This is a genomic window from Alphaproteobacteria bacterium, from assembly GCA_033762625.1.
Classification (GTDB): Bacteria; Pseudomonadota; Alphaproteobacteria; order UBA9219; family RGZA01; genus RGZA01.
The window spans coordinates 106,431-126,585 of sequence record JANRLI010000005.1 but is presented as its reverse complement, the minus strand read 5'-3'; the positions used below and the strand labels follow the sequence as shown (position 1 = coordinate 126,585).

The following is a 20,155-nucleotide window of genomic DNA, read 5'->3' as shown; positions in this document are numbered from 1 at the left end:
GGTGGTTCTCAGATGAGTCTGTTTAGAATTTTGCTGCGGCTAAGGATTTTTGGTGGTTTTTGAGAACCGGAGCGCAGCGTACGTTTAAGTACGTGAGCACCGGAAGCGGAAAAAACGCCAAAAAGCTAACGCCGCAGTCTGAATTATAAATAGACTCAGATAATGCGGACATGGCTATATCCTAAATCCGATGCAATAAATTGGCCGGTAATGCCGGTGTTATTGGGCGAGCATAAATGGAACACGAGGTTCGATACGTCATTTAACTTCGGCATGCGGTTGAATTTGGTTGCGGTTTCCAGTTGCTTGATCTGGTCGGGGCTTAAATTCCGCTGGGTCATCGGTGTATCAAGTGCACCCGGCAATACCGCATTAATCAAATGGCCATCGCTTGCCAGATCAGCAGCAGCGGATAACACTAACCCCTGCAAAGCCGCCTTGGTGATGCAATAGGAATATTTGTTCTGGCGGGCAATATTCTGCCAGATAGAACTGATGACGCACAAACGTGAAGAATCCGAGAGCAGTTTACGGCTCAGCAATTTTTGTAAGGTAATCACCACAAACAAACAATTCGCGCGATACAATTCCATGTGCTGCTGCGTATCCACATCATAGGCGCTATCATTGATGTTTGCGCCTTGGGCCCAGCACACTGCCGAAAATTGGCCATACTTATCTAACGCGCTGCCATCAAAATTTTCAGCAAACGGGTCAAGCTCCAGCCATGTCACGCCATCAGCAACAGGCGCAGTTGGCGCATGTCGGCCGGTTGCAATAACCTGCCAGCCTTCGGCCAGAAATTTTTCAAGAAGCGAAGAGCCAATGGCCCCTGCGCCGCCAAACAGCAGCACCCGCGGGGCTTTGGTCAATTCAGATGATGTGGCGCTGTTTGACACAGCACACGCTTAGGATGCAAGGGCGATAGCAGGCTTGCCTTGCGCTTCTGCTTCGGCCTGCAAAATCTTCCAGCGCGCTTCCAGCATGTCGATGCGTTTGGCATCTTCACGTTGAATAGCGCCGTAATATTCGCGCTTGTTAAGAAGCCATAGCAATTCGAAGTGAACCGCGTTCAGCAATCCGCTGTCGATTTCTTTTTGTTCAATCGCCTTACCGTCAAAAATAACCTTGCGGGTTTCAAAACGGGTAAGGATGATTTTATTGACCTGACGCAGCGCGGAAATAGCATCCATGGAAACGCCACCCCCAACGACAAGATCAAGGCCCTTGGCTTTGCAAACCTTTGCGGTTTCAAGAATATAATCGGTCACTTTCTGTTCGTTGATGTCCTCGCGCGAGAATCCCTTGGAGAGGGAGAAATCGACGCGGCCAAACACAATACCGTTGGAACCACCGGGCTTGCGTGCTTCATCAGCAAGGCCCTGCAATTGGCCATAAGCCGTTTCGGTTTCAAGATTGAACAGGAAGTCAGTGTCTTTTTGTTCGTCTGCCGAATAAACCTTGTTCTTTGAATCAATAAATTTGCTTAAGGCATAAACGCTTTCAACCATCGGCGCGATGATGTAATCGACGCCAAGCTGTTTTGATTCCAGCAAATCGCGCATCGCTTCGCAGCCACCAATTTTCAAACCGATTTTAACATTTGCTTTGCGAGCAATTTCAATCAGGCGAAGCAATTCTTCAACGCGCGTACCTTCTGCTTCGAACTCGGCTTTAACAGCAAGATATCCGTATTCATCACGGCCCTGTTTCAGAATGTCGAGCATTTGGCGTTCGAGCTTGTTCATTGATTTCCTCACAAAGAATAAATAAATGTTAAATGCGCTTCATGCACTAGAAGCAAAGTGTGGTTTTTTATAGGCTAGCCGAGCTTTCCAGTCAAAACAAAAAGGCTGTTATTGCGATTGCAGCACATGCACTATACTCGTCATTCAACCCTGTTAAGCTACTGATAACGAAGAAACATGGTATTGATTAATAAAGCAGCGAACCCGGCCAAAACACGCCCAGAATCACAATGAAATTGGAATACGGCTATTATTTCCCTGATGATGAAACGCATTTCCAGTCGTTTCTTGCACATGGGGATTACCAAATTTTGCAGCGGGAAATGGGGGTGGGCGTTTGCCGCGCCATCAATATACCGCTGAATTGCGCACTGGATATCGGCGCACATGTGGGGTTATGGGCACGACCGCTTTCAACTGTATTCAAAAAAGTCATCTGCTTTGAACCGCGAAAGGAAAATGTGGAATGTCTGCGTAAAAATCTGGCAGACAGGAATGCGATTATCTATCCCTTCGGCCTTTCCGATACCATTACGCAAAAATCGTTTTACATGCCAGGCGATGTGCACAATAGCGGCGCAGGTTCATTTGGCACGTTTGAAAACCGCAGCGCGACATCCACCACCGCCGATTTAAAAACGCTGGATAGCATTAAGATATCCGAGATTAATTTTATCAAAATGGATGTGCAGGGTTGGGAATTGAACGTCGTGCGCGGCGGTGTTGAAACACTGCGCCGCATGCAGCCCGTTATATTATGTGAAAACGAGCCCGTGCAGGAAGGTCTTGTGGAACTGCTCGCGCAACTTGGTTATGAAAAAATCCTGCGCGTTGTGAAAGAAGATATTTTCGTGCCCACATCGCTGCTGTCCAAAGATGCACGCACGGCGCTAATGTCGTATTTTAATGAACGCAAAAGTTATTTTGAAAGCCTTATTTAAGCCCATTACGTGATGCGCTTTTTAGTCATATTGACGGCGAAGTCCGGCTTGCCCATACTCTTATACCCCACCCACCACCTCCCTTAGAAGGTTTCCTTCCATGACAAAAATTCTTGAAAAACTTTACCCTGCTTTAGGCTTAAGCGTCGTGCTGGCCCTTGCAGCATTATTTGGATTGCACAGTAACCTGATGAATGACGCCGCACAAATGGTAACGCTGCACATCAATGTCGCAGTGTGGCTGCATGTCGTATGCGGCATTTTGTGGATTGGCTTGCTGTGGTACTTCAACTTTGTGCAAATCCCCACCATGCCGAAAATCCCTGCTGAACTGAAACCAGCGGTTGGCAAATTCATTGCACCAGAAGCCTTATTCTGGTTCCGCTGGTCTGCGCTTGCAACCGTTGTAACTGGTTTGCTGGTTGCCTATATCAAAGGTTATCTCGTCAGCGCGCTAACCCTGGAAGGCAGCCGCACCATCGGCATCGGCATGTGGCTTGCACTTATTATGGCTGCAAACGTCTGGTTTATCATCTGGCCAAACCAGCAAAAAGCATTGGGCATCGTAACCGTTGACGATGCAGCAAAAGCAAAGGCTGCCCGCACCGCGATGCTAGCCTCACGTACCAACTTCGTTTTGTCCCTGCCAATGCTGTATTGCATGGTATCGCAAAACATCGCTGGATAACTTACACAGTATCAATAGAAAGGGCGGCACTAGCCGCCCTTTTTTTATGCCTTGGTTTTATGCGCTCGCTGCAAGGCCAGCAACTTTGAGCAATTCCAGATCAGCAATTGTATCGTTATTTGGCGTGGTCAGTAGTTTTTCGCCGTAGAAGAATGAATTTGCACCCGCGAGCAAACACAATAACTGCGCTTCGCGGCTCAGAGTTGAACGCCCTGCCGATAGCCGCACACGCGCCTTTGGCATGGTAATACGTGCAGCCGCCACCATGCGTACCAAATCAATTGGATCAACAGGCTTTTGTTTTTCCAGCGGCGTTCCTTTCACAGCAACCAATGCGTTGATGGGCACACTTTCGGGATGCGGCGTCAGGTTTGAAAGGGTCTGCAATAAGCTAGCGCGGTCATGCGTGGTCTCACCCATGCCGATAATACCGCCGCAACATACCGTAATGCCCGCATCACGCACATGCGATAAGGTTTGCAAACGGTCATCGTAATCACGTGTCGTTATCACATTGCCGTAAAATTCCGGCGATGTATCAAGGTTATGGTTATATGCGGTAAGACCTGCTGCCTTCAGTTTTTCAGCCTGATGTTGCTTAAGCATGCCCAAGGTCACGCAGGCCTCCATACCCAATTCGCGCACGCCTTCGACCATTTTGCATACCGCATCGAATTCTGCGCCGTCTTTAACTTCGCGCCATGCCGCGCCCATGCAAAACCGCGCCGCGCCAGCTGCCTTGGCCGCACGTGCTTTTTCCAATACGGCATCAACTTGCATCAGGCGTTCTTTGGCAACACCGGTTTCCTTGGCATGATGCGCACTTTGCGGGCAATAGCCGCAATCTTCGGGGCACCCGCCGGTTTTAATCGAAAGCAGACTTGCAAGTTGCACATCATTCGGCTGATGCGCACGGTGAACCGCGCGCGCATGGTCTAATAATTCAAACAGCGGCAATTCAAGCAAAGCCTGAATTTCGGCAACCGTCCAGTCATGACGGGTGGGTGAATTCGAAATAGTGCAATCTGGCATGTGATTATTGAATGGTTCTGGATGGTTTTAAAATGTTTCCCTATTATTAGGACATGAACCGTTACTCTGCAACCCTGTCTAGGCTGAAGGAAGAAGGCCGTTTTCGCGCCCTTTCACCAGCCATGGGCATAGATTTTACTTCGAATGACTATTTGGGGTTTAAAACGCATCCGGCGCTGCGCGCTTGCGCCATGGAAGCACTGCAAAACGGGCTAGATATCGGTTCGGGCGGTTCACGCCTGCTGCGCGGCAATCATCCCGCGCATGAACAATTGGAACATGAAGCCGCAGAATTTTTTGGATGTGAGCAGGCATTATTTTTCAGTAGCGGTTTTTCGGCAAACCATGCGCTGATGACTGCACTGCCCGCATCGCATGATATAATTTTATTTGATGGGCTTATCCATGCCAGTTTGCGTGATGGCATTCAAAGCAACCCCGCCAAACATATCCGCATCCCGCACAATGATGTGAATGCATTTGAAGAAAATCTAAAAAATAATTCCGGTAAGACCTGCTGGATAGTGGTGGAAAGCATTTACAGCATGGATGGTGATTTTGCGCCACTTGCTGACCTCATCAACCTTTGTAAAAAATATAATGCGATGTTGGTAGTGGATGAAGCGCACGCCACAGGTGTATTCGGTGAAAAAGGCAAAGGGCTGACCTTTGGGCTGCATTCGCCAAACCTCATCACGCTGCATACCTGCGGTAAGGGATTGGGCGTTGCGGGGGCGCTTGTTTGCGCATCTTCAGAAATCATAGAAACCCTTATCAATAAAGCGCGGCCATTCATTTATTCAACCGCGCCCATGCCGCTGCAAGCCCTATTGGTTAGCAAAGCATTGCAACTATGCGCCGCTGCTGATGAGCAACGCGCCTATTTATTCGCGCTGTGTGATTTGGCGCGCAATGTTTTTCCATCCCCGCCATCACCCACGCCTATCATCCCCTATATTTTGGGGGAGGAGCAAAAAGCGCTGGCCGCAGCCATGGCTTTGCAAGCCAAAGGGTTTGATGTTCGCGCCATTCGCCCGCCCACCGTGCCCAATGGTTCATCGCGCCTTCGCATCACGCTCAATGCCAGCTTGCGCAAGGAAGATGTAACCGCGCTTGGCAAAGCCTTGTGGGAAATTGCATGAGCAAAAAATTTATTATCACAGGAACCGGAACGGGCATTGGCAAAACGCTGACCTCTGCCATGCTAATGCTTGGGCTTGATGCCGATTATTGGAAACCGGTTCAAAGCGGCACGGAAACCGACACCAACACACTGCGCAAACTCACCCAACTTCCCGCCAACCGTTTTCATAATGAAGTGTACTCCTTTGAAATGCCCGCTTCCCCGCATATTGCAGCGGAAAGCGAAGGCCGCGTAATTGATATCGCCAAGCTAAAACCGCCCCATACACCGCGCACGTTATTGATTGAAGGCGCAGGCGGATTGATGGTTCCCGTCACGCGCACCGTGCTGATGATTGACGTGTTCAAACAAATGAACGCCCCGGTTATTCTGTGCGCGCGAACCGAACTTGGAACCATTAATCATACTTTATTATCCGTGCAGGCACTAAAGGTGCATGGTATTCCCTTGCACGGCATCATTTTTCTTGGGCCCGAAAACAAGGACACCATCAAAACCATCATCGATTTTTCTATGGCAAAACTATTGGGCCATATTCCCGTACTTAACGAAATTTCTGCGGCATCACTGACCGAACTATTTAACAGCAATTTCAATAAAAGTGATTTTATATGACCCCTTCTCCGCTCTGGCATCCGTTTACCCAGCACGCGCTGCAAGATAGCGAAGTGTTCATTGATCGCGCTTCAGGCGCATCGCTATATACCAAGGATGGCCGCGAGATTATCGACGGCATTTCATCATGGTGGGTCAACACCCACGGCCATTGCCACCCCGCGATTGTCAACGCCGTGCAAGAACAGGCGGCCAAGCTCGATCAGGTGATTTTTGCAGGCTTTACCCACGCACCCGCTGAAGAACTTGCAAAAGAATTACTGGAATTCACCAATAACGCTTTTGACTATGTGTTCCTGTCCGACAGTGGCTCAACAGCTGTTGAAGCAGCTCTGAAAATGGCAATTGGCGTTCATGCGCATAACGGTAAACCGCGCCAGACGATTGTCGCGCTTGAACATGGTTATCACGGCGATACCTTCGGCGCGATGGCTGCGGGCGCGCCTTCTGTGTTCAATGAAATCTACGCACCCTTTTTATTCAAAGTTGAACGTCTGCCGTTTAACAGCATGGTTGATGCATTCAAGGCATTATTGAAAACGAATGGAAGCGACATTGCCGCGCTAATTCTTGAACCTTTGGTACTCGGCGCTGGCGGCATGAAAATGTATACGCCAGAAATTCTGAAAACGCTTTCCGATTTATGCGCAGCGCATGGCATCATTTTAATTGCCGATGAAGTGATGACGGGCTTTGGCCGCACAGGTACGCGTTTTGCGTGCGAACAGGCAGGCATAACGCCTGATATCATGTGCGTATCAAAAGGAATTACCGGCGGATTGTTACCGCTTGGCGCAACCTTGTGCAGCAATGCCATCTACAACGCATTTTATAAAAAAGATAAATCAAAAACCTTCTGGCATTCATCATCCTATACCGGCAATGCGTTGTCCTGCGCGGCGGCGCTGGCCAATCTCAAACTATGGCGCGAAAATAATACCGACAGCATCATTAAGAATGTTTGCGCCATGCAATCCGCGCAGCTTAACCAATTGCAAAACCACCCGTTAATCCGCAATCCGCGCCAATGTGGCACCATCATCGCATTCGAGATTTGCCATAAGGAGCAAGGTTATCTATCTTCTGTGGCGTCGCAGCTTTACACTTATTTTTTAGCGAACAATATTTTACTTCGCCCACTTGGAGATACCGTTTATGTCCTCCCGCCCTACTGCATTAGCGAGCAACACCTCGCCCGCATCACACGCGTCATTGGCAACGCCCTGGATGCTATCGGGTCTGGAAGCCTTAAATCAGCCGCTTGAAGGGCGTTTTCGCGCATTCCTTACCCGCGTTATTCAAAACGATGAAACGCATGGGCGTTTTTTAAATACGCTGTCGCTGCTTGAGCATATTGGCAGCCGTAAAATCATGCTCTCGCACATTACCAAAAGTCCGAATAGCGAAGTTCTAAAACACATGGCGGAAGAAGCACGCCACGCCTATTTTTTCAGCCATAAGGCCGAAGCGCTTTTGAAACGACCGCTCGATGATTATTCATCAACAACTACCCTCGCCCCCGCTGCCGCCAAAATGTATTTCGGCAAGCTGGATAGTTTTATTGAGCACAGCATTACCGCGCCCCAAAAAAACGATGCGTGTTATTTATGGGTGTCGCTGATGATTGAACTGCGCGCGCATTGGGCGTATGGACTATATCAAAGCGTATTGCATGAGCATCAAAAGACGCTCAGCCTGAAAGGGCTAATCGCTGAAGAAAACCTGCATCTTGCAGAGATGTTTGATAGCGTAACCGCTTTGGATGCGAGTGCACAGGCGACCATTCCGCAATTGGCCGCGCATGAACACGAACTGTTCGTGCATTTCTTTGAACAACTGGAAGCAGCGATTTAAGATTTAACTTTTTCCGCTATCGCGCTGCGATAATATCGGATTTTCAATCGGCCATTTAATGTTCAATGCAGGGTCGTTCCACATCAGCGTGAACTGCCCCGCGCGGTTATACGTCGTCGTTTGTTTGTAATGGAATAGCGCTACATCCGATAACACCACAAATGAATTTCCGAATTTTGGCGGAATATAGATTTGCAAATTATTGGTTTCATTAATCGTGAAGCCTTGCCATTGGCGGTACTGTGCCGATGCTGGGTCATTATTAACAACCACAACATAAATTTCACCCACCAAGCATGAAATCATTTTCACCGTAACATTATCGCCGTGAATGCCGCGCAGCACATGTTTCTTGGTAATCGATGCGTCATCTTGAATAAAATCATCGGTAATGCCCGCCGCGTGGTAAAGCTCGCGGTTATAGGTTTCCACATATTGCCCGCGAAAATCCGAAAACTGCGTAGGCGGATGGATCAGCAACACGCCATCCAGCTTGGTCTTTTCAACCTTTAGCTTGCCGTGTTCCAAGGTTGAACCGGGATGCGTCATTTATTTCTCCACTACTTTTCCACAATGAAATTTGCTGGCAATGTTTCTGGGCATGGGTGGTTTTTAAACCGCAGCGCATAGTGGCTTAATCCCCAATTCGCATCATTAAAACAGAACGATGCCTTGCCTTTCAATATTTCGTTGAAATGCTTTTCATGGTCAATGTATTCAGGCTCCACAAACCCTGCCCTGCCCGAACGGTCATGGTCGGCATGATAAATGCGGTGCGGTTGCATGAATATCGCCTGATCGTACCCCGCTGCAAAGAGCTGGAATACGCCATAGGCATCGGTCTGCATATAAAAATTCGGATCTTCCGGAAAACCGTGGATTTTTTCCCATGCTTCCTTCGGCGCAATCACAAAATCACCCGATGCGTTGGTATGCAAACACATCGCCACATAATAGTTAGGGTGAAAATAACATTGCTCGCGCCAATGATCACTCGCAGCGGCAGTTTTTTTGCCAAACAGCAATCGATCTTCAATATTGCGGGTGCGGGTCGAGGTGCAATAAATCACATTATTATTGGGGTCTAACGTATCGCCGGGTTCGGGAACGGACCCGCTTTTGGCCAATATTTCCGGCGCAACTTTTACACTTATATCATGATAATTGCTGGCATGGCGGCGATGCACTTCGAATGTATTTTCTGCTGCCAGTTTTTCAAATTCAACAGCGGGCTTTCCCTTGCAGGGATCTAAATTAAAATCGCAGCGATCGGCGCGATAAAAATGAAATGGTGATAAACGCTTTTTGGAAATTTCTTCCAAAATGGAACTGCTGATAAAAATATCCTGATTAAGCACCATGCCAAAGGGTGCGCTGCCATACCGCAGGCCAATGTTTCGGGCGATGTAATCCTGTATCTTGCGCACACTGGCGCCCGGAATTTGCAAGTGTACTTCCGGTGGCACTTCGCAATACATCACATGGCCCAAAACGCTCCAATCGAATGCATCGCGTAATTTGGGTTTATCTGCAGGCGGGTTGTAATCAATAATCACAAATTCAAACAGGTCGGGCCAGCGTTTGACGAAATGCGCGTAGTAATCAATGAACAGTTGGATGCGCTCAGCCAAAAACCCGCCATAATTATCATTGCGATTGGCAAAGGAGATGGTGACGTACGGCTTCATTTTTTGGTGGCTTCCACATTTAACATCATCAAGCGACCATTGGTTTTATCCATATGCGGCAAATAGGCCTGGCTGTAATCATCAATGCCTGCCTTACCGATGTCGGTTTCGCGCCAATCATAACGGCGCACATCCTTAAATCCTGCTTCCTCTAATCCGGCTTTCAAGACATCAAAATTGAATATCATGCCGTGCCAGTCATAATCATCTTTCTGCCCGCCAATCAAAAGGCCAAGCAGTTGGGGTAGATTCTCATCCTGCTTATATTGCTCAACACAGGCATCGAAATCAGCGGTGGAAAGGCGCAACATGCCACCTTGTTTCAACAAACTTCCCCAATAGCGCAGCAGCGGTATCCATTCATTGCGCCCGAAATGTTCAATCGCCGCGCAGGAATAGATCATATCGACGCTTTCGGGCTTATAGGGCAAATCACGCAAATCCGCATGCACATCTGCTGCCGAATTTTCCAGAATATCGATATTCACGTATCCGGGCAGTTTCTTTTTACCGCAGCCAAGGTGGAGTTTTAACATGTTAGTCCCTTATTGTTTGCGCGCGGTAACCCACAGCGCCCAGCTTTGCGGAGTTGCTGCCTGCGGATACGAACGACCATCGTAAAATGTCACGTCTGTAAATCCCGCACGTTGCAGCACACCAACTATTTCATTCTGCTGCCACAGATGCAAGCGTATCGTTTCTGTAAATGGCGCTACGCCCGTGATACCCTGAAGTACAATCTTGTAATTTAATGTTACCTTACGGCTTGTAACATCCAGTTGCGGCAGAATGGTTTGGACAACCATTCCACTGCCCAGATAATTATCAAAGTCTTTGCTACGCGTTGTATCGCGTGGAGGGTCTGCCAACACACATTCGGCATGCCACATATCGAACAGGAACGGCGCATTGGATTTTAAGCGTTTTGCGGTTTCACGGAATAAATGCGCAAGCGCATCCGCGTCATGTATGTAATTCACCACATGGAAATACGCCGCGGCGGCATCAAAACCATGCGCGGCCAATTTTCCAATATCTCCTTGGAATAGTTTAATCGCAGATTGCGTGGCGCATTTTTTTTGCATCACGTCTGCAAAGTCAGCATCGGTTTCAACCGCGGTCACATCTGCCCATTTGCATAATTGTAATGATTGGTTTCCCGTACCGCTGCCAATTTCCAGAATGTTTGGGCGCGACGCATGCTTCACTAATCCGCGCAAAATTTCTGCATCCGCGTGGTAATCCTTGTCGCTATATATGGCATCATAATACTGCACGAAAGGGCGCATGTTCAGCTATTTTGCTTGAAATAATCTTTGATGGTGCCGCAAATGAATTGCAAATCACTGTCTTGCAACTGGAAATGGATGGGAAGGCACTGGCCTTCCGCATACAGCATTTCACAGTTCGCTAGTGTTGCGGCGGGTTCGCTGCGCAATTTGGGTTGTAAATGCATGGGGTAGAAAAAGCCGCGCGTTTGAATACCTTTATCCTGCATCGCTTTCATCAAGCCATCGCGGTGCTTTGATAAAATCGGAAAACGGAAGGCAATAAGATTGCTGTCCTTATGCACATCCATGAATCGCAGATCGCCCACGCCCTTTAATGCGTTGGCATAGAAATTCCATTTATGAACCTTGGCCGCATAAATGGCATCGAATTTTTTTAATTGTGCGCGGCCAATAGCGGCTTGAATATCCGTAATTCTGAAATTCATTCCCAAGGATGGATGAATGAATGTTCCGGCATTCGGGCGGCCTTGGTTACGCAGCAGGCTTATCTTCGCATGCAGATCCTCACGCTGCGTCATCAACATGCCGCCTTCGCCGGTTGTGATGGTTTTATCGGAATAGAATGACACCACGCCAATATCGCCAAATGTGCCTGCTTGTTGGCCTTTATGCTTTGCACCCAAGGCTTGCGCAGCATCTTCGAGTACCAGTAATTTATGTTCCTTGGCAAAGGCCATCAATGCGGTCATATCCGCGCATTGCCCATAGATATGCACCGGCATCATGATCCGCGTATTGGGTGTTAGCGCAGCCTTGAAATGCTCTACATCACTGTTGAATGTCTTTGGGTTGCAATCGACAAAAACGGGTTTAAGCCCTGCGAACACAGCCGCCGTTGCCGAGCCATAGAATGTATAACTCGGAATTAAAACTTCACTACCTGGCGGCGCATCTAAAGCAAGAAATGCCAGATACAGCCCCAAGGTTGCATTCGGCGCAAAGGATAAAAATTTGGAACCCGTGAACGCCAATAAACTTTCGGCAAAAGCTTTGGTATGCGGTCCTTCCGATAGCCAGCGCGCATCAATGCATTGCTGCACCAGCTCGGCTTCGTCGGCGCCGATGCTTAAATCAACTTGTGAAATGCGTAAATCAGTCACAATTTTACCTAGGTGAAAGGCCTTTTAGTGGGTGTATATAAAAGGTGCGGCCTGACCCTTTAAAATTGAATTAACGGCGTTTTTCCAGCCATAAATACACAACCGGCGTGATGTACAGCGTGAGCAGCTGCGAGACCAAAAGCCCGCCCACAATGGCGATGCCAAGGGGCTGACGTAGTTCGGAGCCCGCGCCAATTCCCATCGCAATCGGCAATGTGCCGAACAGCGCGGCAAAGGTCGTCATCATAATCGGGCGAAAGCGCATCAAGCACGCATTGTAAATTGCATCATGCGGGGGTTTACCTGCATGCCGTTCCTGCATCGCAAAATCGACCATCATAATCGCGTTTTTCTTGACGATACCAATCAGCAATACAATCCCCACCAGTGACATGACATTCAAATCCATCCCGAACAGCATCAGGAATAAAATTGCGCCAATACCCGCCGACGGCAAACCGGAGAGAATGGTAATCGGATGAATGAAGCTTTCATACAACATGCCTAGAATGATGTAGATAACGATGATTGCAAGCAATAGCAGCAACCCCTGCCCGGATGATGAATCCGCAAAAGCCTGCGCAGTGCCTGCGGCGTTACCGGTTATGTTTTCGGGCATCCCCAGTTGTTTTTTTAATGCTTCAATCTTTTGCGTTGCTTCGCCGAGTGATTTTCCGGGCGCAAGATTGTAGGAAATCGTTACCGATGGCAGCTGCCCTTGATGATTGATGGAAAGCGCGCCAACACCGCGGCGCACCGTTGCAATTTCCGACAAGGGCACATTGCCGTTCGTACCGCGAATGAATAGATGGCCGATATTTTCAGGCGTTTGTTGGAACTTCTCGTCGGTTTCCAGAATTACTGCGTAATCATTGCTCGGCGTGTAAATTGTTGCCACCTGCGCAGCGCCATACGCCTTATATAGGGTATCGCGGATCATATCATTGGTGATGCCATAGCTGGCGGCCTTGTCCGCCTGCACATCCAAAATCGCTTGCAAGGATTTAAGCTGCAAATCGGTGGTCACATCCTGAAAAATCGGATCGCTGCTCATCGCGTTCATGAATTTGTCAGACCACAAATAAAGCCCGTCAAGGTCGCTTCCTTGTAAGGTGTATTGGTAAAGGCTTTTCGCCAAACGGCCGGAGATGGAAAAATTCTGTACCGGCTGCATATAGGTTTTAAGACCTTCAACCGCCGCTGTTGATTTACGCAGCTGCTGCATAATGACTGCCGCCGATGGACGCTCGCTGCGCGGTTTTAATCCAAAGAAGAGACGACCCGTATTATAAGAACCTCTGCCACCGCCCAGTGCAAAAAACACATCTGTGACAAAAGGGTTTGCTTTCACAATTGCCGCGACGCGCTTTTGCTTATCAAGCATTTGCGCGTAAGAGACATCTTGCGCCGCCTCGGTTTGCGCAAAGACAAAGCCGGTGTCTTCCAGCGGAAAAAACCCTTTTTGTACGGCCACAAACAAATAAACGCTAAGGCCAATACTAGCAACCGTAACCAGCAACATCGTCTTCTGGTGCTGCAACACAAATTCCAGCGATGCACGATAAGCATCTTGTACCTTGTCGAACATCTTATCGAGCCAGAGCTCATATCCCTTCTGTTGATGCTCGCGTGGATTTTTTAAAAAGCGCGAGCACAACATCGGCGTCAGCGTCAACGCTATAAAGCCCGAAATTAAAATCGCCATGCTGATGGTCACGGCAAATTCATGGAAAATGCGCCCCACAATTCCGCCCATGAACAATACAGGAATAAACACCGCCACCAGCGATAAGGTAATCGACATAATCGTAAAGCCGATTTCCTTGGAGCCTTTAATCGCAGCATCAAACGGCTTCATGCCTTCTTCAATATGCCGTACGATATTTTCAAGCATCACAATCGCATCATCCACCACAAAGCCCACACATAACGTAATGGCGAGCAATGAAATGCTGTTGATGCTGAAATCGAATAGCGCCATTACGCCATAGGTCGCGACGATGGAAAGCGGTACGGCAAGCGCCGGAATCATCGTCGCGCGCAAGGTTTTCAAGAACAAGAAAATAACAAGAACAACCAGAACAATCGTGACCCCAAGCGTGAACTGCACATCATGCACAGCGTCACGCACCGCAACGGAACGGTCAAACATGGGCGTCAATTCAATACTTGTCGGTATTTGGGTTTTAAAAACAGGCAGCAATGCGCGTACCTTTTGAACCACTTCAATCGTGTTGCTGTCCGGCTGGCGCTGAATGGCGATGACCACCGCCTGCTTGCTATTCAAATAACCGGCAACGCGCGTGTCCTCTACGCTGTCCACAGTGGTTGCAACGTCCTTGATGCGCAGCGGCTTGCCGTCTTTCCACATGGCAATGATTTCGCCAAAATCTTTTGCTTCTTTGGGTTGATTGGCAATGTCGATGTTAAATAACTGCTTTGCGCCACTGATAATCCCAACGGGCGCATTTGATGCAGCGGATGACAAGGCATTACTTATGGTGTCAATCGACAATCCATTCGCGGCCAGCTTGCCGGGATCAACCTGCACGCGCACAGCGTATTTTTGCGTACCGTAAATCAAAACCTGCGCCACGCCCGGTAATGTCGATAAGCGCTGCGCCATGATGGTATCGGCATATTCATTCACTTTCGATAAAGGCAAGGTATCGGATGATACGGCGATGAATAACACAGGCTGGTCAGCCGGATTTACCTTCTGGAAAGATGGCGGCGTGGTCATTTCCTTGGGCAATTTGCGCAAGGTTGCGGAAATCGCTGTCTGCACATCAAGCGCTGCGCCGTCGATGTTTCTGTCTAAATCAAACTGTAATGTAATTTGCGTTGACCCCAGAAAGCTGGTCGACGTCATCGCGCTAACGCCGGAAATCGTCGAAAATTGCCGCTCCAGCGGTGTTGCAACGGATGATGCCATTGTCTTTGGACTTGCACCGGGCAAATTCGCCGTCACCTGAATGGTTGGAAAATCAACGCGTGGCAATGCACTGACTGCCAGCATCCGGTAACCGGCAATACCGCCTACCAACAGTGCCACCATCAGCAACACGGTGAAGACAGGGCGGCGAATACAAAATTCAGAAATGTTCATGAGGATTTAGTGTTGTGCGTGTGCTGGCTTGTCAGTTGCGGATTTATCGGTAACGGAGGGCACTTCCGGTGTCGGCGCTAACGGAATAAGTTCAGCCGGCTTTTCAGCAGGTTTATCTGCTGGTTTGGGTGCCTCTTTTGGCACATCAGGGTAACGCACCGAAACAGCATCACCGTCTTTAAGCGTCAGTGCACCATCAACCACCACTGCATCACCGGCGTTTACATTGGCAGTAATGACCGCCATGCCTTCAAACACACGCTCGACCTTTACGGGTTGTTTGGTAGCCTTTCCATTGGCAATCACAAAAAAGTAATCGCCGCTTTGTCCATGCTGTACTGCTGTTTCGGGCATAATCAATGCCCCTTTTTCAACGCCAAGGCGTACGGTCAAATTCACGAACATACCTGGCCATAACCGCTCATCCATATTATCAAATGTTGCGCGCGCCACAAAAGTACCACTGGCGGCATCCACCTGATTGTCAATGTAGGTCAGCTTGCCAACGACCGGATTTTCATCATGATCGATCCGCGCGATCACCTCAGGCATCGTCTCGGCCATCGATTTGCGCAGCGCCGCCAGATAGATTTGCGGCACCGCTAATTGCGCACGAATGGGTTTAATCTCGTTCAACACCACCAGCGGCGTTGTATCATTTGCTTTTACATTATTGCCAACCGTCAGGTTGATGGTACCCGCCCTGCCGTCAATTGGCGCGGTAATCACGGTATAACCCAATTGCACATTCGCGCTATCAATTGCGGCTTGGTCAACAGCAACACTGGCCTGCTGGCTTTCATAGTTCGCTTTGGCAGTATCGTAATTGGCAACCGTTTCATAACCCTTTTGTTTTAAATCTTTTGCGCGGTTATATTTCATACGCGCATCTTCCAAAAGCGCACGGTCCCGCGCGAGGTTTGATTTAAGGGATTGCAATTGCGCTTCCAACGTGCGGCGATCCAGCACGAATAATATATCGCCCTTCTTTACTTCATCCCCGTCTTTGAAATGTATTTCCATAATCGCGCTATCAACGCGCGATTTGATCGCAACAGTCTGGTTGGCAACTACATTGCCAATCACATTCAAATCCAGCGGCAAATCTTTTTGTTCTACATTGGCAGTCACCACGTTTACCGCAGGCGGGCCATTCTTGGCCTTATCCGCACTGTGCCCCGCCAGCAAAAACCATCCCCCGCCAAGAATGATGAGCAGCACGATAACAACAACAAATCTATTCATGAGTTAGGCCAGTTTAAGAGAGGTTTGGATGGCAGTCAGGGTGTCACGCTTACACTATACAAAATACGTCGGCAGTTTATGCGCTTTATCTGAAAAACCAAAGGGTGCATTTGAATACAAATCGAGCCACAATTGTGCAGGTAGCCGGTATAGCTTTCCACCCCGGTATCCGGAAATGCCTGGATAAAATTTGCATAAAGACAGCAAAAAAGATGGCAATGACGGCACAGATAAGGGGTTTAAAAATCGATGTATTATTAAATTAAGGCATAAAAAAACGGGGGCGCCAAGTAATTGAGGAGCGCCCCCGTTTAGTACCTATCGGAGAATTAATCCTTCTTGGTTTTAATGATAACCAAGGTGGTAAGAATGCTTACCAGCACAAGGTGCATGAAGATTACAAGCATTGCAACTTTAGCAACACCCATAAGGTTCAAGAGCATCAACAAGGGCAAGCCCAGACCAAAGATACCAAAGGTCAGACCGGTTTTAATCCCGTCATTGATATCTTTTACATCATTGTGCTTTACCACGCCTTCAAGGATGTGGGTAAGACCAAAGCTGCTCAATACCAATAACAATAGGGATGTGACATCGGTTTGTAAGAAATCGATGGCATGTCCGCCGCCTGTTTTGATGATATCACCGAACAGATAAGAACCGTACCACAAGTAACCAATGATAAGCTGCACCACTATAGTCATAAGCACCGTAAGACCATTGACCTTACTCATTTGTACTCCTCCATAAGAAACACAGCGCATTTGCTGCGAACCAAAGCGTAACAAAACATGATTAAATTCGGCTTAGGACCGAAGGTGCAAACCTTCAATTTATGCATATTTTACAAGGGTTATCTCGCATCTGCGTTGAAGCAGCGCAGCATAAAACCGCCGTTATTGCAGTGCATAAAAACATGATAAAGACACAGTTACGGTAACCCATTCATCCATCATAACATTTTGCCTTTGCCGATTTCTCGCTTATGCTGCATTACAGCAAAGATTTTCAAAAGACGTTCATGCCAGTCAAACATATCAAAAAACATCCGCTTAAATTCACAACCGCCGTGCTCATCATGCTGGTCGCGGCGGCAGCACTTTTTGTGCCATGGAAAATCATCGCGCAGCAAAAAATTATCGAGCTGCTCGCACAAAACGGCTTTGAAGGATCCACGCTGGACATCACCCATATCGGGCTGCAAAGCGCGCAGCTGGAAAATCTGCGTCTATCCAAAGATGCCTCTCCGCTGTTTGATAAAATGACCATCACCTTCTCGCCGCGTGATTTACTGGCGGGGCGCGTCAACCACCTGGCCTTTAGCGGGTTGAATATGCAATTGCAGCAAACCCCTGATAATTGGCTGCTTAACGGCGCTGCGCTGCATAGCGTAAACGCAACCGATAAACCCGCGCCCCTCGTTATTCCGGTGACAAAGGATGAGATTTACGCCTTCGGCCTTGACGCAGCCGAACTGCAAAACAGCACGGTGCATGTCACCACCCCTGCATATAATGCCGAAGCACCGCTTGTCATCATGTTCCAGAAATTTCCGGAAGCGATGATTGATGTGATTTCTAAAAACGCGCAACTCAAGGCATCGGGCATCACCTTGAACGCCGACCAGATTCACATGAAAGCGGAATTGGATACATCCGACAATAAATGGAAAGGTGCATGGCAAGCCGATAATATTGTAACACGCGGACAAGATAATCTTTTTCCAACACTTACCGGTTCAGGAAATATTGAAGCGAGCGCCAACACCATCACGCTGGATGGCCGCTTGGACAGCGCCGACAAGACAACGCGCTCATCCTTCCAGCTCAGTTACCCGCTTGGCGCTCCAGAAAAGGCACAATTTCACCTTATCTCTGCCGCGATGCCATGGAATAAAGGCGTGTTATCGGTTAAAAACGCAATCATTCCTTTAAATGGCAAAGCAGATATCCACGTGACCTTGAATGTCGAACATGTACCTGTCAATGCGTTGATGATGATGCTGACAGGCAAGGAAACCAACGCTACCGGTGATGTATCGGGCAGCATTCCTGTGTCCATCGCACATGATGGTAAAATTTCAATTGGTCAGGGCAAACTTGCAAACGAAAAACCCGGCGTTATTTCACTAAACCCCGAAACCATTCCGGGCGACAACGAACAAATCACCCTTGTGCGTGACGTGATGAAGAATTTGCATTATCAGCTTCTATCCATCAGCATGGATAGCGACAAAGATAATAAATTATCCGTGATCATGGCAGTTGAAGGAAGCAATCCCGATGTTGTTGAAGGCCGTCCTGTAAAATTGAACGTGCATTTAACGGGTGACCTGTTAAACTTCGTTCAGCAAAGCATTCTATCCCTTATCGACCCCCACACGTTCTTAAAGCAGGAACTACATGCAAAATAAATCTCTCGCCCTTGCGCTTCCAGCACTCCTCGTTGTACTCGGCATCGCCGCATGCACGCCAACCGTTGCCGTGCAAGCGCCCGATAAGCCGATTGAAATCAATCTCAACGTCAACATCGAACAGCATGTAAAAGTTGAAATCCAGCAAGATGCCCGCAAGGTTATCGCCAAGAACAAAGATATTTTCTAATCATCCATTCGCTTAACTAAGGAGCTCATCATATGAACAACCGTTTCCTTACCGCCGCTGCTTTTATCTTTTCCCTCATCGCGCTTCCGGCATTTGCTGATTTGCACAGCGCCCGTGCCGCTGGCCAAATCGGTGAAAAGGCTGATGGATTTGTGGTCGCACTCGACCCATCGGTGCAAGCTTTGGCTGACCAGGTGAATGCCAAACGCCAAGCTGAATACGCCGCTGTTGCCGCCAAGAAAGGGCAAAGCGTTGCCGTTGTTGGCTCTGTATTTGCAAGCACCATCATTGCCGGCCTTGAAAAGGGCGCGAAGTATCAGGCTGCTGACGGTAGCTGGAAGACCAAGTAATTAGGTCAACACATTATATACGGCGGCGTGGGGCAACCTTCGCCGCCGTTTTTTTATGCCTTAGAACGAATCCATAAGCCATCTTAATACATTATCTTAATTGGGGAATTTCTTCGCCATTATTCCGCCGCAGACATACAGTCAACTAAAACCATTCCTTACCAAAGGTCCCTTTACGGAGGTCTTGAATGTTAAAGAAGAAAATTCTCACCCTTGTTACCGCTACTGTTCTCAGCCTCGGCGCACTTCCTGCGCTTGCTGATAGCGTAAGCTTCGGTTTCACGGTTGGCGATGGTGATGGTTATTATCGCGGTCATCACGGGGGGTATCGCGGCGGTCATCATGGTTGGAACAAAGGCTGGAATCATGGGGGTTGGCACCGTGGCTATTATGAACGCTCCTATTTCAATCCTTGGGTTGGCCCACGCTTTTATGAACCGGACTACTACCCAGCGCCATACTACTCATCTACACGCGTTGTGTATGTTAATCCGCCAGAACCTGTTTACTACGAGGAAGCACCTGTCGTCGCAAAAAAGGGCCGCGTGATTTCCAATGATCCCTACTGCCGCGAATACCAACGCGATGTTCGTGTGGGTGGTCATGTCGAACAAAGCTATGGCACGGCTTGCCGTCAACCCGATGGTTCATGGAAAGTCGTAAGCAGCGATTAATCCGCTGAACATGCGTTATCTATCCCGCGCCCCGGTTTTTAATTATGAAAATCGGGGCGTTTTTTTATGCAT

General features: G+C 48.5%; 21 protein-coding genes. 10 read left to right on the top strand and 11 right to left on the bottom strand.

What is annotated here, in order from left to right:
- Positions 1-155 precede the first annotated feature (155 nt).
- Together SFW65_02790 and SFW65_02785 are read right to left on the bottom strand one after the other, a co-directional pair.
- Positions 156-899, bottom strand: a complete 744-nt coding sequence (locus SFW65_02790; GenBank protein ID MDX1922042.1) for an SDR family oxidoreductase — start codon at positions 897-899, stop codon at positions 156-158.
- Between the two features lie 9 nt (positions 900-908).
- Positions 909-1,748 (bottom strand): aldolase, encoded by an 840-nt coding sequence (locus tag SFW65_02785; protein MDX1922041.1) that lies wholly within the window; start codon positions 1,746-1,748, stop codon positions 909-911.
- A 230-nt stretch (positions 1,749-1,978) separates the two neighbouring features.
- On the opposite strand from SFW65_02785, the gene SFW65_02780 reads away from it, so the two are divergent.
- Both SFW65_02780 and SFW65_02775 read left to right on the top strand, forming a co-directional pair.
- On the top strand, positions 1,979-2,689 hold the full coding sequence (locus tag SFW65_02780) for an FkbM family methyltransferase (protein ID MDX1922040.1): 711 nt from the start codon (positions 1,979-1,981) through the stop codon (positions 2,687-2,689).
- A 190-nt stretch (positions 2,690-2,879) separates the two neighbouring features.
- Positions 2,880-3,377: a urate hydroxylase PuuD gene (locus SFW65_02775; protein ID MDX1922039.1), complete on the top strand. Its 498-nt coding sequence runs from the start codon at positions 2,880-2,882 to the stop codon at positions 3,375-3,377.
- Positions 3,378-3,434: 57 nt separating this feature from the next.
- On the opposite strand, the gene bioB is transcribed toward SFW65_02775, so the two are convergent.
- Positions 3,435-4,409 (bottom strand): biotin synthase BioB, encoded by a 975-nt coding sequence (gene bioB, locus SFW65_02770; GenBank protein ID MDX1922038.1) that lies wholly within the window; start codon positions 4,407-4,409, stop codon positions 3,435-3,437.
- Positions 4,410-4,462: 53 nt separating this feature from the next.
- Between bioB and SFW65_02765 the strand changes: the two genes are divergently transcribed.
- The 4 genes from SFW65_02765 to SFW65_02750 are packed head-to-tail and all read left to right on the top strand — an operon-like array spanning position 4,463 to position 8,022.
- Positions 4,463-5,551, top strand: coding sequence for an 8-amino-7-oxononanoate synthase (locus SFW65_02765; protein MDX1922037.1), 1,089 nt, complete (start codon positions 4,463-4,465; stop codon positions 5,549-5,551).
- Positions 5,548-6,168: a dethiobiotin synthase gene (gene bioD, locus SFW65_02760; GenBank protein MDX1922036.1), complete on the top strand. Its 621-nt coding sequence runs from the start codon at positions 5,548-5,550 to the stop codon at positions 6,166-6,168. The genes SFW65_02765 and bioD overlap by 4 nt, the downstream gene beginning before the upstream one ends.
- The gene (locus SFW65_02755) at positions 6,165-7,433 is read left to right on the top strand and encodes an adenosylmethionine--8-amino-7-oxononanoate transaminase (protein MDX1922035.1); all 1,269 of its coding nucleotides are present in this window, start codon (positions 6,165-6,167) and stop codon (positions 7,431-7,433) included. Before bioD ends, SFW65_02755 begins: the two co-directional genes overlap by 4 nt.
- Positions 7,396-8,022: a hypothetical protein gene (locus SFW65_02750; protein ID MDX1922034.1), complete on the top strand. Its 627-nt coding sequence runs from the start codon at positions 7,396-7,398 to the stop codon at positions 8,020-8,022. The genes SFW65_02755 and SFW65_02750 overlap by 38 nt, the downstream gene beginning before the upstream one ends.
- A 3-nt stretch (positions 8,023-8,025) precedes the next feature.
- Here SFW65_02750 and SFW65_02745 read toward each other — a convergent pair whose 3' ends face one another.
- The 8 genes from SFW65_02745 to SFW65_02710 all read right to left on the bottom strand — a co-directional run bounded on the left by SFW65_02745 (position 8,026) and on the right by SFW65_02710 (position 17,190).
- Positions 8,026-8,571, bottom strand: coding sequence for a dTDP-4-dehydrorhamnose 3,5-epimerase family protein (locus tag SFW65_02745; protein MDX1922033.1), 546 nt, complete (start codon positions 8,569-8,571; stop codon positions 8,026-8,028).
- 11 nt (positions 8,572-8,582) lie between these two features.
- On the bottom strand, positions 8,583-9,710 hold the full coding sequence (locus SFW65_02740) for a hypothetical protein (GenBank protein MDX1922032.1): 1,128 nt from the start codon (positions 9,708-9,710) through the stop codon (positions 8,583-8,585).
- Entirely contained in the window at positions 9,707-10,246 is a 540-nt protein-coding gene (locus SFW65_02735; protein ID MDX1922031.1) for a methyltransferase domain-containing protein, read from the bottom strand. Before SFW65_02735 ends, SFW65_02740 begins: the two co-directional genes overlap by 4 nt.
- Before the next feature lie 9 nt (positions 10,247-10,255).
- Positions 10,256-10,999: a class I SAM-dependent methyltransferase gene (locus SFW65_02730; protein MDX1922030.1), complete on the bottom strand. Its 744-nt coding sequence runs from the start codon at positions 10,997-10,999 to the stop codon at positions 10,256-10,258.
- Positions 11,000-11,001: 2 nt separating this feature from the next.
- On the bottom strand, positions 11,002-12,102 hold the full coding sequence (locus tag SFW65_02725; protein MDX1922029.1) for a DegT/DnrJ/EryC1/StrS family aminotransferase: 1,101 nt from the start codon (positions 12,100-12,102) through the stop codon (positions 11,002-11,004).
- Between the two features lie 70 nt (positions 12,103-12,172).
- On the bottom strand, positions 12,173-15,211 hold the full coding sequence (locus tag SFW65_02720; GenBank protein MDX1922028.1) for an efflux RND transporter permease subunit: 3,039 nt from the start codon (positions 15,209-15,211) through the stop codon (positions 12,173-12,175).
- A gap of 6 nt (positions 15,212-15,217) precedes the next feature.
- Entirely contained in the window at positions 15,218-16,456 is a 1,239-nt protein-coding gene (locus SFW65_02715) for an efflux RND transporter periplasmic adaptor subunit (GenBank protein ID MDX1922027.1), read from the bottom strand.
- A gap of 329 nt (positions 16,457-16,785) precedes the next feature.
- Entirely contained in the window at positions 16,786-17,190 is a 405-nt protein-coding gene (locus SFW65_02710; protein MDX1922026.1) for a hypothetical protein, read from the bottom strand.
- 287 nt (positions 17,191-17,477) lie between these two features.
- On the opposite strand from SFW65_02710, the gene SFW65_02705 reads away from it, so the two are divergent.
- The 4 genes from SFW65_02705 (at position 17,478) to SFW65_02690 (ending at position 20,083) form a co-directional block, all read left to right on the top strand.
- Complete coding sequence (locus SFW65_02705; protein MDX1922025.1) at positions 17,478-18,869, top strand: YdbH domain-containing protein; 1,392 nt, start codon at positions 17,478-17,480, stop codon at positions 18,867-18,869.
- Entirely contained in the window at positions 18,859-19,059 is a 201-nt protein-coding gene (locus SFW65_02700; protein MDX1922024.1) for a YnbE family lipoprotein, read from the top strand. Before SFW65_02705 ends, SFW65_02700 begins: the two co-directional genes overlap by 11 nt.
- A gap of 32 nt (positions 19,060-19,091) precedes the next feature.
- Positions 19,092-19,409 carry a DUF1318 domain-containing protein gene (locus SFW65_02695; protein MDX1922023.1) on the top strand — a complete coding sequence of 106 codons (318 nt, stop codon included), beginning with the start codon at positions 19,092-19,094 and terminating at the stop codon, positions 19,407-19,409.
- A gap of 188 nt (positions 19,410-19,597) precedes the next feature.
- Complete coding sequence (locus tag SFW65_02690; GenBank protein MDX1922022.1) at positions 19,598-20,083, top strand: hypothetical protein; 486 nt, start codon at positions 19,598-19,600, stop codon at positions 20,081-20,083.
- Positions 20,084-20,155: the final 72 nt, after the last annotated feature.